This window comes from Clostridioides sp. LIBA-2809 (genome assembly GCF_056688965.1).
Window position 1 is genome coordinate 3123551 of the sequence record NZ_CP197004.1, and the last position, 17104, is coordinate 3140654.

The 17104-nt window shown below is 28.1% G+C and carries 11 protein-coding genes, 1 riboswitch and 1 other annotated feature (1 of these 13 only partly in view); of the genes, 3 read left to right on the forward strand and 8 right to left on the reverse strand.

Annotated elements, in window-relative coordinates:
* Positions 1 to 195: a binding site (T-box leader), on the reverse strand (it extends 61 nt beyond the left edge of the window).
* Between the two features lie 131 nt (positions 196 to 326).
* The 4 genes from ACTG44_RS14945 to ACTG44_RS14960 all read right to left on the reverse strand — a co-directional run bounded on the left by ACTG44_RS14945 (position 327) and on the right by ACTG44_RS14960 (position 4131).
* Positions 327 to 1517 (reverse strand): MalY/PatB family protein, encoded by a 1191-nt coding sequence (locus ACTG44_RS14945; protein ID WP_479917293.1) that lies wholly within the window; start codon positions 1515 to 1517, stop codon positions 327 to 329.
* Between the two features lie 270 nt (positions 1518 to 1787).
* Positions 1788 to 2915: a M20 peptidase aminoacylase family protein gene (locus tag ACTG44_RS14950; RefSeq protein ID WP_479917294.1), complete on the reverse strand. Its 1128-nt coding sequence runs from the start codon at positions 2913 to 2915 to the stop codon at positions 1788 to 1790.
* Between the two features lie 60 nt (positions 2916 to 2975).
* On the reverse strand, positions 2976 to 3461 hold the full coding sequence (locus ACTG44_RS14955) for a YjiG family protein (protein ID WP_021385587.1): 486 nt from the start codon (positions 3459 to 3461) through the stop codon (positions 2976 to 2978).
* Position 3462: 1 nt separating this feature from the next.
* Positions 3463 to 4131 carry a nucleoside recognition domain-containing protein gene (locus ACTG44_RS14960; RefSeq protein ID WP_021385630.1) on the reverse strand — a complete coding sequence of 223 codons (669 nt, stop codon included), beginning with the start codon at positions 4129 to 4131 and terminating at the stop codon, positions 3463 to 3465.
* A gap of 385 nt (positions 4132 to 4516) precedes the next feature.
* On the opposite strand from ACTG44_RS14960, the gene ACTG44_RS14965 reads away from it, so the two are divergent.
* A complete protein-coding gene (locus ACTG44_RS14965) occupies positions 4517 to 6541 on the forward strand; it encodes a sigma-54 interaction domain-containing protein (protein WP_021385602.1) in 2025 nt (674 codons plus the stop codon).
* Between the two features lie 151 nt (positions 6542 to 6692).
* On the opposite strand, the gene ACTG44_RS14970 is transcribed toward ACTG44_RS14965, so the two are convergent.
* The 3 genes from ACTG44_RS14970 to ACTG44_RS14980 all read right to left on the reverse strand — a co-directional run bounded on the left by ACTG44_RS14970 (position 6693) and on the right by ACTG44_RS14980 (position 10148).
* A complete protein-coding gene (locus tag ACTG44_RS14970; protein WP_479917295.1) occupies positions 6693 to 7880 on the reverse strand; it encodes a DUF3798 domain-containing protein in 1188 nt (395 codons plus the stop codon).
* Positions 7881 to 8082: 202 nt separating this feature from the next.
* The gene (gene brnQ, locus ACTG44_RS14975) at positions 8083 to 9354 is read right to left on the reverse strand and encodes a branched-chain amino acid transport system II carrier protein (protein WP_479918802.1); all 1272 of its coding nucleotides are present in this window, start codon (positions 9352 to 9354) and stop codon (positions 8083 to 8085) included.
* 140 nt (positions 9355 to 9494) lie between these two features.
* Positions 9495 to 10148, reverse strand: coding sequence for a pentapeptide repeat-containing protein (locus tag ACTG44_RS14980; protein ID WP_021385622.1), 654 nt, complete (start codon positions 10146 to 10148; stop codon positions 9495 to 9497).
* A 328-nt stretch (positions 10149 to 10476) separates the two neighbouring features.
* Positions 10477 to 10578: riboswitch (purine riboswitch) on the forward strand.
* Positions 10579 to 10649: 71 nt separating this feature from the next.
* Here ACTG44_RS14980 and ACTG44_RS14985 point away from each other — a divergent pair.
* Entirely contained in the window at positions 10650 to 11993 is a 1344-nt protein-coding gene (locus ACTG44_RS14985; RefSeq protein ID WP_021385637.1) for an NCS2 family permease, read from the forward strand.
* Positions 11994 to 12149: 156 nt separating this feature from the next.
* Positions 12150 to 13514, forward strand: coding sequence for an amidohydrolase (locus ACTG44_RS14990; protein WP_479920750.1), 1365 nt, complete (start codon positions 12150 to 12152; stop codon positions 13512 to 13514).
* Positions 13515 to 13644: 130 nt separating this feature from the next.
* On the opposite strand, the gene ACTG44_RS14995 is transcribed toward ACTG44_RS14990, so the two are convergent.
* Positions 13645 to 16989 (reverse strand): diguanylate cyclase domain-containing protein, encoded by a 3345-nt coding sequence (locus tag ACTG44_RS14995; protein ID WP_479917297.1) that lies wholly within the window; start codon positions 16987 to 16989, stop codon positions 13645 to 13647.
* Positions 16990 to 17104: the final 115 nt, after the last annotated feature.

Here is a 17104-nt window from a genome sequence, read left to right on the forward strand (position 1 = left end):
CCCAGCTCATAATGTACAGATATTACTCGATACATCCCAATATGATAACGGTTTGGTTCCGACTAAGCCTACTATTTTAAAATTTCGGTTAGCAACTCCAGGATGTTCTTCATTATAGACTTCATATTGGTCTCACACCATCACCAACTCGCTTTAACTACATTCTATAACTACTCTTCCTTTCAAAGTCTTTAAGAATTTAATCTAATAAAATTTAACTCTCTTATGTTTTCTATTTATTCATAATAGTATGATAAGTGATTAGTTAAAATTTGTCAAGTTTAATATTTTTTATTTCTATACATCCTATAAATTTTTACATATACTTATAAATTTTCAAATGTAGCCTTTAATCTATCCATACATTCTTTTAATAAAGACTGTGGGCATGCTACATTTATTCTTTCAAATCCTATTCCTTGTTTTCCAAATATATAGCCTTCATCAAATAATACATTAGCTTTCTTAAACATTAAATCTTCAAGTTCTATTTCATTCAATCCATATGCAGTAAAATCTAACCATGCTAAATACGTTCCTTCTGGATAAACAAGTTTTACTTTTGGTAAATTTTCTTTTAAGTATTCATCAATAAATTTTATATTACTATCTAAATATTCATTCAATTCATTAAGCCAACCTTCACTTTCATTATATGCTGCTATAGTAGCCACAATAGCAAAAGGATTTGGTGAAGTTCCAACTCCAACAGCTGTGACCTCTTCTTGATATTTCTTTTTTAATTCATTATTATTCACTATTATATTAGATAGTTGCATTCCAGCCAAATTAAACGTTTTACTTGGTGCTATACATGTAACTATTTTATCTTTATATTCTGGGCATAATGATTGTAAAGGAGTATGTTTAAATCCTTTTCTAATTAAGTCAGAATGTATCTCATCAGCTATTATCCATAAGTCATATTTTTTGCATATTTCTACAACTTTTTTTAATTCATCTTCCCTCCATACTCTGCCCACAGGGTTATGAGGACTACAAAGTATAAGTACTTTATTTTTACTACACTTAGCCTTTTCTTCTAAATCAACATAATCCATTCTATATGTGCCATTCTCATATATCAGAGGATTGTTTACAACTTCTCTATTATTACTTTTTATCTTAGCTTCAAATGGATAATACACTGGTTTTTGAACTATTACACCTTCATTAGAATCGGTTAATATTCTTACTAAAATAGCAACAGCTGGTACAACTCCTGGGCTAAAAATAATATCTTCTCTGTTTATCTCCCAGTTAAATCTTCTTTTATACCAACCACAAACTGCATTAAAGTATCTCTCGCTGTCATTAGAACTGTATCCAAATATTTTGTGGTCAACTTTTTTATGTAATGCTTCTATTATTGGCTCTGCACATTCAAAATCCATATCTGCAATCCAAAAAGGTAAACCATCTTTTTGTGCTTTTGGTGAACAATTAGTTCTAAAGTCCCATTTTACACAATCTGTCCCCACTCTATCTATTACTCGGTCAAAATTATATTTACTCATTTTACTCCTCCTAAAAATATAAATTTTATAATTATTACGTATATTACTAGATGTAATTTGGTGTCATTTTACAATTCTACATATTATAATAGTAACACTTTTTTGTCCAATAGATTAAAAATATACTTATTTTTATTGTCATAGTTTTTTTCAATGTTGCAAAAATAATTTCACCATATCAAAATAAGATTGCTCATATTAATTACATTTCAACTAATATAAGCAATCTTTTTCTACAATTTTTAAAATTCTAAATGTGGAATCATTAATTTATATATTACCCAATCTCTTTTCAACTAATCTACACCATATATCAACGCCATATTCTAAAGCTTTTGTATCGAATGTCACATTTGGATTATGAAATCCTGGTGTAGCATCAGCTCCCAATCCAATATATGTAGTTTTACATTTTAGTTTTTGTGTATAATAGTGAAAATCTTCTCCACCAGAATTTTTAAATATACCTATAGACGCATCTTCTCCCAATACATCTTTTATAGTTTCTTCAGCTAAGTTTACAAGCTCTTCGTCAAACTCTGCTGCTGGAACTCCATCTTTTGAAAGCAACACAGCTTCTGCATTTATAGAATTGGCAGAAGTTTTTACAGCATGTATTGCTTTTTCTTTTAATTCTTCTATTATCTCATTACTTTCTGCTCTTATATCTAAAGCCATAAATGCTTCATCTGGTATATTATTATATGTTTCTCCTTTAACCGATACATTTGTTACTTTTATAGAATTTGGTACAGCTGGATTTACTCTTATTGCATTTATTGCATTCACTGCTAAGCAAACGGCATCTACTGCATTTACTCCTAGATGCGGTTTAGAACCATGACAAGTAACACCTTTAATCGTAAATTCCATTATACAACTAGCACAATGATACATTGCAGGTATTGCCTTTCCCAATCTACAATCTTGTCCAGGTCTTAAGTGCATACCTACCATTTCTTCCACATCATCCAATAAACCAGAATCAATTACTCTTAATGCACCATATAACTTTTCTTCTCCTGGTTGAAAAAGTATTTTTAGAATTCCTCTCTTTACTAAATTTCTTTCTTTTATTAACTTTGCAGCTGTTAAAAGCATAGAAGTATGACCATCATGACCACAAGCATGTATCATTTTCTTTTCTCCATCTATTATAAATTCCAACGCATCCATATCTGCTCTTATAGCAAATACTGGTCCTTCTTTTTTAGAATCTATAGTTACTATAATACCAGTTCCTGCAATACCTTTACTAATATTTTCAAAACCCATTTTTTCAAGTTCTTTTAAAACAAACTCAGATGTCTTGTATTCTTCAAACCCTTTTTCTGGTATAGTGTGTAAATAATCATACACTCTATGTACATATTCAATATAATTTTTATTAGTTTCCATAATATAACTCCTCCTTAGAATGTAAATCTTCTATTTATATTAAACTTTTCTTATAATTACCTACACCACGAAATAATTCATTATAAGCATTGCAATACAACCATTTAAAGTTGCTATAACAAACATATGTGGATAATATTTTGTCTTTAATTCAGCAGTCCCTAAGAGTCTACCCATAAATTGTATCTGAGCTCCTGAAAGCAATAACATTGGTAAAAGAATTGCAACATGTGCTTGGCTTATCTGACCTGCTGTAAATAGACCTGCTATTACTCCAGATGCACCTCCCATTGATATAAATATTGTCATTATTGCAGTTGCTGCAACACCTGGAAGTCCAAATATACTCATTACAGGCGTAAATATTGTCCCTATTAAATCCAAAAGACCTGTTAAATTAAATATAGAAATTATAGCAAAACCGAATATAACATTTGGAGCCATTGAATTTGTACTTATTTGAAATCCATTTCTAGCTCCTCCAATAAATGCGTCTATTACATTCCCTTTCTTAGCTTTTACTTCTTTTTTTGCTACCTCACTCATATTAAACTTCCTCCTTGTCAAATTTATTTAAATATAGTCTAAGTAAGTTTGCTCCAACAAACTTCATAATTAATATTAAAGCAAGTGGTATAAATATTGGAACATCTCCGATAAATGGAAACAATGCTGCTCCAGAAGCAAAGAAGTTCGTGATTGCAGATGCACCTGAAAATTGAAATGCACAAAATACAGCTTTTTGTTTATCATCTATATATCCATCATCTTTAAGTTCTTTAGTCATAGATGCAGCTGCATCAGTAGATTGTAAACTAGCTATTAAAGTTAACCCTGCAAATCCAGGCAATCCTAGTAATGGTTTTAATAGAGGACTAAGAAGTTTTTGAGCTGCCTTCATTCCATCTAAATGGTCTATAACTCTAACTATTCCAAGTGCAAACATAACTGATGGTATCAGTGTCAATGCGTATAACCACCCATCTCTAGGACCAGTACCTCCATCTCCTCTAAAATTTGCAGCTAATGTACCTACACCATCATTAACTGTTCCTAATGTTCCAAAAGAACCCAATACATTGTTAAAATCCAATACTTTTAATGGCCCTGATGCATCTTTAAATATTCCTGAAAAGAATAATGCACCCAAGATTAATGCTACATACCCATACCATTTTACCTCTACTTTTTCTGTTGTTGATTCTAATTTGCTCATTTAAATTCTCCCTCCTGTTTAAATAAAATTTATTAGTATATCTCTTCAATAAGCAAAATTTATGCCAATAACTTAATAATAATGTTTTTGTATATATCTTTTTATTGTAAATTTATTCCATTCAGTAAATTGCTTATAATTACTAACTTCTAAAGTCTACAAATACCTTATTTTTTTTACTGCCTATTAAAACATACTTATTTAAATAAAAACACACATTATTTATTTCTTAAAAAATATTTATAAATAGGTTTTTATAGGATAAAAACCTACAAAAACCTTTTTTTGATTGAATTTCTAAATTTATCATCTTATTTGTTGTATAATATAACTTACCTTATACTTTAAAAAATAAAATAAATACTACTTTGTTAGGAGAAATAAAATGGATAAAAAGAAATTAATCCTTATAACATACGATAAATTGAATAGTAATCATTACAAAGAAGAGTTAATAAACTTTTTTGGAGATGAGATAATAATAGAAACACAAAATATACTCGATGGTATAAAAGAAAATTTAGAAGGAGACGTTGTACTTTCTCTATCACCTTTAACTAGTAATTTTTTAATAAAACATTTTAAAGAAGATATTGAAATTATCCATGGAACAAAAGCACTTTCAAAGCTTGGTTATGAAAAAATGATGCAACTACCTCCTGGTACAAAATCATTGCTTATGACAACTAATAAAACATCCGCATTTGAAATGGCTACCTACCTATATAAAATTGGGATAAATCATATAGATTTTGTACCAACATATCCAGATTGTAACGAAATATATGATTTAGATACAGCTATAACGCCAGGACAAATTAGATTTATACCAAAATACATAAAAAATATAGTTGATTTAGGATGGAGAAAAATTTCATTAGATACATATATGTCATTACTAGTGGTATTAAAATTAAAAAATGAAAAATTTATAGAAAGATTATACAAATTATCCAAGGAAACACTCAGTCATGACTTTTTAAATACATCATTAGATAATATATCTAAATTAAAAACTATACTTTACATGACTATTGATGAAATAGGGGATGGTTTAATATTTTTTAACACCTTCAACAAAGTTACCTTTGTAAATAAGTCTTTACTTAACATGTTGGAACTAGATGAAAAGCTTATAAAATCTCCATCTTTAATGGATTATCTACCAAAGAGTTTTTTGCATAAAATTACGAAGAATTTAAACATAGATAATATGATTATATACATAGATGAAATAGATAAAAAATTCATACTTTCTAAAAAACCATTTTATCTTTATAAAAATATAGAAGGTTGCTTAGTTACCTTAAAAGATGTAAACGATATAGAGATATTAGAACAGAAAATAAGAAGTGATTCTGTTAAAAGAGGTTATGTAGCTAAATATAAATTTAATAATATTATTGGAAATAGTGTGGTTATAAAAGATTGTATTGAAAAAGCAAAGAAAATGGCCCTTACAGACAATCCTATATTAATAACAGGTGAAACAGGAACAGGTAAAGAAGCCTTCATTCAATCAATACATAACCATTCAAATAGAAAAAATAAACCTTTTGTAGCCATAAATTGTGCTTCATTACCAAGTGAGCTGCTTGAAAGTGAGCTATTCGGATATGAAGATGGCTCTTTTACTGGTGCAAAAAAGGGTGGAAAAAAAGGATTATTTGAATTAGCTCATACTGGTACTATATTTTTAGATGAAATAGGAGATATGCCACATAATTTACAAGTTAAACTTCTGAGAGTTTTACAAGAAAAAGAAATCAGAAAAATTGGTGGTACAAGCATCATTCCAATTGATGTAAGGATATTAGCTGCCACAAATAAAGACTTAGAAAAATTAATCATAGAAAATAAATTTAGGATGGATTTATTTTATAGAATAAGTATGTTTACCTTGGACTTACCTCCTCTTAGAAAGAGATTAGAAGATATCCCACTTCTTTTAGAATCATTTTTAAAAGAACTTCCCTATAAAAATGTCAAACTAGATAAATATCTTTTAGAGACTTTAAATTCCTACACTTGGATGGGTAATATTAGGGAATTAAGAAATTGTATTGAATATATGGCTTACATGGGTTCTAATTATCTTACAATAAATGATTTACCTCAAAATATATCTTCAAAATTAAATAATCATCATGTATCAAATAATATCTCTATATTTCATGAATTAAGTCAATATGACAAAAACATATGTATTTCTATTTTAAAATCATTATATATGAAACCCATGGGAAGGACAAAACTAATGAAATTTATGGAATATAATGTCACAGAATATGAAGTAAGAAATATGCTAGAATATTTGACACACAATGGATACTTATCTTCTAGTAAAGGAAGAAAAGGTTCCACTTTAACCGAAAAAGGCATAAAAATAATAGAAAATAATATAATTTAAATCTATAGTAATTCATATTTACTTTATCAAGTTTTATATATCTATAAGATTTTATTTTTTTATAAGTTTTTATATAAAATAATAAAACTCATTTATTATCAGAAAAAGCTATGAAATTAGTATTTTATTACTAATCTCATAGCTTTTAATATTAATAGATTAATTGATTTAAAATTACTAATTGATAATTATAAAGTACATCTGTTAAAGGTGCAAATTCAGCACCAATTCCAAATTTTAATTCTGTAAATGCCTCTAAATAATCTGGTTCACTTACATCTTCTTGTGTCAAGTCACCCTTTACCATTTCACTAGCAAGATAGATTGCTAATGATGGTATAAAAGCATCCATTGGCATAGGATATCCGCCAAGTCTATTTGACATACCAGCAACCTTAGCTTTTTCACTTATCATATCGTTTATTTTATCATAATTTTGAGCATCTTTTTTAGATATTTTTAATCCCATAACCTCAGGATATGTTTGTGTTGGTGATGGATTACTTTGCTCTGCAACTATATACTTTAACTCTAAAGCCTTCGTTAATATAACTTCGTCCATATACTCATTTACACCAAATACATTTATGTCTTTTCCATATTTTTTAACTTGTTTTTCAATATCTTCATTTAAAAATTGCTTGACTTTATTTTTATCTTCTTCAGTATTCATGTTTGGTGTATCCACTTGTACAAATTGCAATCCTATATTTTTACAAGCCTCTTTAATCTTCTCTAGTCTTTTGGCTATATTAGCATCTTTTAAGTCATCTTTAGAAGCATAATGAATAAAAGCCTTTGCTCCCATTTCTTTTGAATGTTCTGCTAACAACTTTCCTCTTTCCTCTATATTAATTCCTAAATTCACATCAACATACTGGCTTAATTGATTCTTGTCATCTCCCATAGGTGCAGAAATAGTTATTATTTCTGAACGCTTTTCCTTTACCTTTTGTAAAGCTGGTAAAAGACCTGCTTGATCTGTAGATACTACAATTGCCTGAATTTCTTTATCATCAGCCAATTTTACTATTTGATTTATAGCGTTATCTATATTAGAAGTAAAGTTTTCTGGTAATACAACATGCTTTATAGTTTGTTTAACTTTAGCTTTACCATCTTTGTCTTTATCAATTTTATTCTCTTCTTCATACTCTTTTGCCAACTCTTCTACTATATTATACTGTACTTTGTTTTCAGATAATGGTTGAGTCACTACTGCAACTTTAAAGTCATCTATAATTTCCTTTTTATCTTTCTTGCCTGTAAGCAAACTACAGCCTGTAAGTCCAATAATTAAACATATGGATAGCATAAATGCTGTTATTTTTCTAAGCATTAGTTAAAACCTCCTAAATTTGTACTTTCTTATCACTATTACTAATTTTATCATACTTCAAAGAAAAATTATATTATAAAAAATTATATACACATTATTGTACTTCAATCTAAAAAGTACTATGGGTAGATTAGGTTTTGATTAAACCTACCCATAGTACTAAAAAAATTATATATTATAAAATTAAATTAATTACAAATTATTATGCTACTTGTTTGTTGCTTTTTATGAAGTTACCAACTATTCCACCCAATATAGCTGGTATTACCCAGTTAAAGCCCAAACCTGCAAGTGGTAAGCTTTGTATAAATGGAACAGCTCCTGTCATTCCATTTACAGCAGATAATAAACTAACCACTAATGTAACATATGCTGCACCTTTAAATGCGTTATCATTCTTTATATTTTTACCAGCCAACTCCATGATAACTATTGCTAATAAAACAGGATATATAGTTTGTAGGATTGGAACTGATATAGCTATTATAGAATCAACACCTAAATTTGATATAAGCATACTAGCTATACATATCCCTATAACTAGTTGTTTGTAAGTTGCCTTGCTTATTCCTTCAAAATAAGTTGATATTGATGCTGTTAAACCTGTAGAAGTAGTAAGACAGGCAAGTGCTACAATTATACCTAAAATTACCTTTCCTACTTGACCATATAATAGTATACTAGTTATTTCAACTAATAAAGATGCTTGAGGAACACTAGTATCATATATTGTTGAAACTGTTGCACCTAAATAAGTAAGACCTCCATATACTAATGCTAGAAATACACAAGCTACAAAACCAGCTTTAATAGTCATTCCTATTTGGTCTTTATCTGATGTATATCCTTTACCTACTATAGACATCAACATTATAGTTGCCATAGATGCTGCTCCTAGAGCATCCATTGTCTGATAACCTTGTGATATACCTTCACCAAATAGATTTCTATCTATCATATGCTCTGGACTCATAGGTCCTGCTGGTGAAATTATACCTTTTACTATTAAAACAAATAATACTAATAATAACGCTGGAGTTAAATACTTACCTATTATGTCTATAACCTTAGAAGACCTAATTGTAAATGCTAAAGTCAATCCAAAGAAGATTACTGAAAATATTGCTTTAGCTACTGGTCCATGGTCTCCAAATATTGGTATAATACCCATTTCATATGTTGTTGCGCAAGTTCTTGGTATAACAAGAAGTGCCAAACATGCTAGAGCAGCTACACTCATTACTCTTGCTAATCCTTTACCAGCTCTCCTAAGTACATCATCCATGCTTCCCTTACATCTTGCTGTTGCTATAATAACAAGCATTGCTATACCAGCATCTGCAACAACAAAGCCAACAAGAGGAATTAACCAGTCTTTGCCGGATTCCATTCCTAAAAATGGAGGGAACATAAGATTTCCTGCGCCAAAGAACATAGAAAATAAAGCAAAACCAACTATAAAAATATCTCTCATCTGCTTACTCACACTAAACTACCCCCTTTGAAAATATTTTGAATATTAAGATAATCTTACTTTATTTTCATAAAAATGTCAATCTGGTAAAAATTCACACATTGTTAACGTTTTCCCAATTTATTTCATGAATATTTTTTTCATTTTATGATAATTCCCATCAATTTCGTTAAATCAATTGCTTGTGATACATCAAAGATAGCTCCTCTAATATCGTTTATTCCAACCTCAATTCCTTCAATATTATTAGTAGTAAAATCTACACCAGAAAGTCTAGCTCCATTAAAATTTGCTTTTCTAAGATTTGTATACTCGAATACCAAGTTATCATTTTTTACTTCTTGAAAGACAGAATTTTCAAAATTTGAATCTAAAATAGAAACTATCTTAAATTTAGAGAATGAAAAGTTAGAATACTTACCTAAAACATCCTTGAACAAAACGTTTTTAAGTATACAATCATCAAATCTAACTCCTATCAATTTACTGTCTTTAAATTCAACTCTATATATACTTCCTTCATCAAAAAATGTATTTGATAAATTACAATTTTCAAACACCACATCCAGTAAATCAATCTTTTTTAAGTTACAATTTTCAAAAGATACATTTCTAAATATACAAGACTCAAAGCTAACTCTTACAGCATCTAAATCACTTATAATTTCATTTTCTATAATTTTATTAAATATTTTTTCATCATTAAGTATATCATCAAGTATATTTTCAAAATTTTCAATAGTTTCTAATTCCCCTGTAAATTTAGGCTTTTGTACTTTAATAATTTTAGTCATTTTCCCCTCCACTATAAATTATATTCTTTTTATCATTGTTTTATTTAATATATTAACTTAATATATATATTTAATATATTAAAAAGTTTTTACGAAATATTCTTGTATTCAGTACATTTATAATTATATCACAAACTTAACTATAATAAACTTCCATTAATAGTATAAGGTATATAGGTATAGCTTGTTCTATTCTCATACGTATTTTATTATTGAAGATAATAATTTTTAATAATAATAACCTTAATTTTTTATAAAATCGACAAAAAAAACGAATAATTTCATTAAATTTATTGTAAATAATACAATATTACGATATAATACAACAGAAAAACAAATAGAAAATGTTCATATAATATTAGTAATATGGTCTAATAGTTTCTACAAACTCACCTTAAATGAGTTTTCTATGAATAGAATGTCAACTTTGAATATATATTCTATTCTATCTATATGAATATATATTTTTTTGTTTATATCTTAAGTTTTTTGGAGGTAAAAATGGTACCAAACACTAACAATGTACAACCAGATGGAAATAATTCATCACTAAGCTTTTTAGACAAAATGTTTAAATTCAGCGAACGTGGCTCTAATCTTAAAACAGAAGTGATAGGTGGAGTTACTACATTCTTAACAATGGCATATATAGTTTTCGTAAATCCAGCAATATTATCTGAAGCTGGTATGGATAAAGCCGCACTTATAACTGTTACTATATTAGCTACAGCCATTGGTACACTTATATTTGCACTTTTAGGAAATGCTCCATTTGCTCTAGCACCTGGTATGGGATTAAATGCATTTTTCACATACTCTCTGGTTATAGGAGCAGGAATTCCGTGGCAAACAGGTCTTGGGGTAGTCTTTTTATCTGGATGTGTATTCTTTACACTCGCAGTAACTGGTCTTCGAAAGACCATTGCAGACGCGATTCCTAGAGAATTAGCAGTAGCATCTTCAGCAGGTATAGGTCTTTTCCTTGCTTTTGTTGGTTTAAAAAATATGGGTGTTATAATAGCAAATCCAGACACTATAGTTTCACTTGCAGATTTTACACCAACAGTTTTAATAGCTCTTTTTGCTCTTATCTTAATGGCAATATTAGAATATAAGAAAGTTAAAGGTGGAATATTAATAAGTATCGTTGTTGCAACAATAATATCTATTATATTTGGATTTGTAGAATTACCAACAGCAATAATTTCAAAACCACCTAGTATAGCACCAATTGCTTTTAAATTAGATATTGTAGGAGCATTGAAATTCTCATTAATTGGACCTATATTCTCTTTTATGTTTATAGATATGTTTGATTCATTAGCATTTCTTATTACTTGCTGTAAACAAATGGGTCTTGAAGATGAAAATGGCGAAATAAAAGATTTAGGAAAAATGTTATATGCAGATGTTTCTTCTACTTTAATAGGTTCATTCTTAGGAACTAGTACAGTTACAACATTTGGAGAATCTGCTTCTGGTATAGCAGCAGGTGCAAGAACTGGTCTTGCTTCAATAGTAACAGCAGCATTATTCTTAGCTACACTTATATTTACACCATTACTTGGTGTAGTTCCTACTTATGCTGCAGCACCTGCACTTGTAATGGTTGGTGTGTTCATGTTTGAAAGCATAAAACAAATTGATTTTGCTGATAGTAAAATAGCAGTACCTGCTTTTGTCACAGTTTTATTAATGCCTTTGACTTATAGTATAAGTATTGGTTTATGCTTTGGATTTATTTCATATATAATAATGCATGTTGTAGCTAAAGAAACTAATAAAATCAGTATTACACTTTGGGTTATAGGTTTACTTGCAGTTGTAAACTTAGTTCTAAGTTAATATTTTAAAATATATAAAATAAAATCTTATTTATTTTAAATTTTATGAATAGCAAAATCAATTTTATATATAAATTGATTTTGCTATTAACTTTGTATAGAAAATTTATTATCATAATATGTAGATACAAAAATATATAGAAAAGGAAGGATACTTATGTCACAATTACTTATAAAAAATGCATATCTAATTACTATGAATGCAGATAGAGAAGTATACGAGAATGGAAGTATACTTATTGAAAATAACATTATAAAAAAGGTTGGTAAGTTTGATAGTAATATTGCTGATAAAGATGCCGAGATATACGATGCTAAAGGAAAAATATTAATGCCAGGATTAGTAAATACACATGTTCATTTATCTCAACAATTAGAACGTGGTCTTGCAGATGATGTTGTACTTTTAACTTGGCTTAGAGAAAGAATCTGGCCATTTGAAAGTAGCTTTAATTATGAAGATTCATTAATTTCATCCACTGCATGTTGTATTGAGTTGATAAAATCTGGTGTTACTACATTTTTAGAATCTGGTGGTCAATATGTAGACGCTATGGTTGAAGCGGTTGACAAAACTGGACTTAGAGCATGTTTAGCTAAATCGGTTATGGATACAGGAGATGGGCTTCCTGAGGCATGGCAAAAAACTACTGATGAAGAAATCAATACTCAATTAGATTTATTCCACAAATTTAATAATACATCTAATGAGAGAATTAAAATATGGTTTGCATTAAGAACTATTTTTAATACAACAGACGAATTACTTGTTAGGACTAAACAACTAGCTGATAAGTACGATACAGGTATACATATGCATATTGCTGAAATAGCTGATGAGATTTCATTTGTAAAACAAAATAATGGAGTTGGAACAGTTGAGTATCTTGATAAGTTGGGTGTGTTAGGTCCAAACCTTTTAGCTGCTCATACAGTTTGGCTTACTCATAAAGAAATTGATTTATTTAGATTACATGATGTAAAAGTTTCTCATAATCCAGCTGCAGCTATGAAAGTAGTTCTAGGGTTTGCATCAATTCCTGAAATGTTGGAAAAAGGAATACCAGTTTCAATTGGTACTGATGGCGCACCTTCAAATAATAGAATGGACCTTATGAGAGATATGTATTTAACTTCATTAATACATAAAGGTAGAACTTTAAATCCAACAGTCATTCCTGCTGAAGAGGTATTAGAAATGGCTACTCTAAATGGAGCAAAATGTGCTCTATTGGAAAAAGAAATTGGTAGTCTTGAAGTAGGAAAAAAAGCTGACATGATTATTCTAAATCCAGATACAATTCATAGTTTACCAATGCATAATCCAATTGGAAATATAGTTTATTCTATGACTAGTGAAAATGTAGACTCTACAATTTGTGATGGTAAATGGCTAATGAAAGAAAGAAAAGTATTAGTTGTAAATGAATCTGAATTGTTAAATAAGGTTAAAGAACAAGCTTCTAAAATAAAAGAAAAGGCGGAAGTTACAATTCCTTCTAAATTTAAAATCATAAAATAATACAAATTTCAATTGTTTTGTAAATATGAATATATAATTCTAATTATACATCATATATACAAAACAATTGTTTTTTTAAGAAAATAATTTAGTCATATATTCGTTTTATCTAACAACAAGAAAAAATATATTAAACTTTACATTTATTACCTTTATACTTAGTTATATCATTACAACACATTAGACAAGCTCCTTTTTCTTCATTCCATTCTATATATGAAGCATTTGCACTACTCCAAACATTAAGATTGTCATTATACATCTCAATTGTACAAGACCTTTTTTCTTCATTAAGTTCATTCATTGGACAAATTTCACATGGCTCATCTCTACCCCAAAATGCCTTGTAGCATAGTTGATTTATCTTTGCATTTGGAGCAATACTTAATGTCTTTTGGTTTATGAATAATAGTTCATAAGTATTTTTGTTTATTACATAAGTCCATGAATTAAGATTATCCATAATCACTTTTGTAGTCTCATAAGATTTTATTAATTTATCTTGTTTATGCTTGTTAATCAAAAATACACTTAAGATTTCTGATATAAATGTCAATGATTCTATTTCTTCCTTGGTCCAAAATCTATTTCCATTACATTCATCAAATCCTACATATCCACTAAATTCGCCTTCATCTAAGATTGCACACTGCAACATAGATACAATACCCTGTGCTTTCAATATTTCATATAATCCACCTTTAAGTGTAGATATATCTTTACAATAAAAAATCCCTCTCTCATTAAAATATTGCTTATAATCTCCAATTACACTGTAGTATACTTCTCTAAGATTATCTATTTCTGGTTTAATACCATCATTACACCATTCAAATGTATTGCTACAATAAGTATTATCATCTGAATTTTCAAATACATATGCACGACTTACATTATAAGACCTACCAACTAATTCCAATATAAAATTTACTGCTGTATCAACATCTTTAGATTCATATAAAATTCTAAATATATACTCAGAAAGATTTTGTTTAAATGTAGATTTGCTCTTGTACACATCATCAATATCTTCTTCTCCACCTAACACAGAAGTAAAATTTTTAGCTCTTATTCTTTTACTATCTATGGTTTGACTATTATTTTCACATATCCAATAGCAATCTTTACCCTTATCTTTTGCAACATATAGTGAATTGTCTGCACTTTTAAAAAGTTCATTAAAGTTTTTACCATGTTGAGGATAAATAGCAATCCCTATGCTTCCAGAAATTTTATAATCTTTATTTTTTCCTGTAAATGAACGTCTAAATAAATTCATTAAATCATCTGCTTTTTGCTTTAGTATTTCTTCTGAATTCAAGTTTTTTAGAAGAATTAAAAACTCATCTCCTCCTATACGTCCAATAATATCACTTTCTCTAAAAATATTTATAAATTTAGATGCTATATCATTTAAAACTGCATCTCCAAATAAATGCCCTAGATTATCATTAATTCTCTTGAAATCATCAATATCTATTATAAATAATGCACTACTACATTCTCTACCTTCATTTTCTAAATAATTTCTAACTAAATCTTCTGTTGTAATTTTATTATATAATCCTGTAAGTAAGTCTCTCTGTGCTCTATTTTTAAGTTCGTCATTATTTCTTTTTTCTTTATCTATATCTACAACAATACCTATAACACGTGTACATTGATTGTGCTTATCAATAATACTAGATAATCTAACTTTACACCAAATATATTCATTTTTTCCTTTTCTAAATCTAAGTTCTGTTTCATTATATGCATTATTGCCTTCCATAGCACTAGTGAAAAGGTCTATATATTTTGATATATCATCTTTGTATATCATTTCCCTTTCTAACATATTTTCAATTAGATTATTTCTCACTGGTTTGTATCCAAATTTCTTCTCCCATTTGTCAGAAATGTTTACTGTATCTGTATTTAGGTTCCACTCAAAGACAATGTTATTCTCTTGGTCCATAACAATTCTATAGCACTCTTCACTTACATCTAATTGTTCTTGTGCTGACTTACTTGATGTAATATCAATCACAACACAATACACCCATGAATCTCCATATTTATCTTTTACTATTTGTCCTTTATCTAATAACCAACGTATCTCTCCATCTGAATGAACTACTCTATATTCAACTTCAAGTATATTGCCATTTTTTAGTTGCCTTTCTAGTTCATTTTTAACTATTTCACGGTCATCTTCATATATAACATTTAACAATTTGTTATCGAAAAATGATTCAATCTCTTCTTTTGTATATCCCAATAAATTTTGATATCCTTCATTAACAAAATTAAATATGTAGTTTCCATCACAACTATATTTATATACTCCTCCAGGAATGTTTGAAGTCAACACTTTTAAGTCATCATTTATTCTTTTTAGCTCTTCAGAATTATTGACCATAGTATCAATCAAATTATTGAAAGCTTTGGTAATTTTAGCATATTCATTATTTTTATCAAGATTAAATCTTATACTCGTATCTCCATCTCTTATTTTTTCTATGACTTCAATTAACTTACCTATAGGATTTAAAAAGTGTTTTTTTACATATACAGAGATTAAACATATAAAAAATATAATCAAAACCATAAAAAGTAATACAACAAATATAGCCCTATCAATTGGCTTCATTATCTCTGACTCTTCTACACTACTTAATATAAACCATCCATCTGATACTTCAGAATAATACCCAATATTTTTGATATTATCTTCAGAGTAACTTATAAACCCATCTGGATTATTTTTTAAATTTGTAGATTTCCATTCATTAAAAAAACTTTCATCGTCTATTATATTTTTATATTTATATTTACCATCATTAGAAACTACATTTCCTATAGAATCAATCACAATCATTTTACCTGTATCAAAAGAAGGTATATCATTTATTGTACTTTTAATATAGTCTGTATCTACAATAAAGGACACAAAACCTTGATATTCATTGTTGAGCCAAATTGGATATCCCATTACAAAGTTTCTTTTACTTATATAAAAACTCTTTTTATTATTTATGTTAGAGATTTTAAAACTATCTTGTGGTAAACCTTTAAACTCTGACCCTGACATTAGTGCCTTTTTATTAATAATATTTTCATCACTTGATGCAACTACTACATCATTTTTATCAATAAGCGACATTCTAAGCAAAAACTTTTCCTTACTATTAATATCTCTTAATATACTATTTATATTTTCTTGTTTTAATCTATCATCTATAATTCTCCTATTTTCATTATATAGATATTCTTGAATTAAAGAAATTTGAGAAGTTGTTTTTAATGTAACTTCTTTTTGGCTAAAATAACTCTTTAATCGCTTTGATTCTATTATTGTGGCTGTTTTAATGTTATTTTTCATCAATTCATTAGAATTATTAGTAAACTTATGTATACAAATTCCAGCAATAATTATTGATGGAATTATTGAAACTAATATAAGAATAATAAATATTTTTTTTTGTATCTTCATAAGTTCTCCCCCTATTTTTAATAAACAATATAAATATAAATTTCTTTAAATATTTACTATTCATTTATTTGACTTATAAAACTTATGTATTTATTCCCCAAAATTAAAACTATAT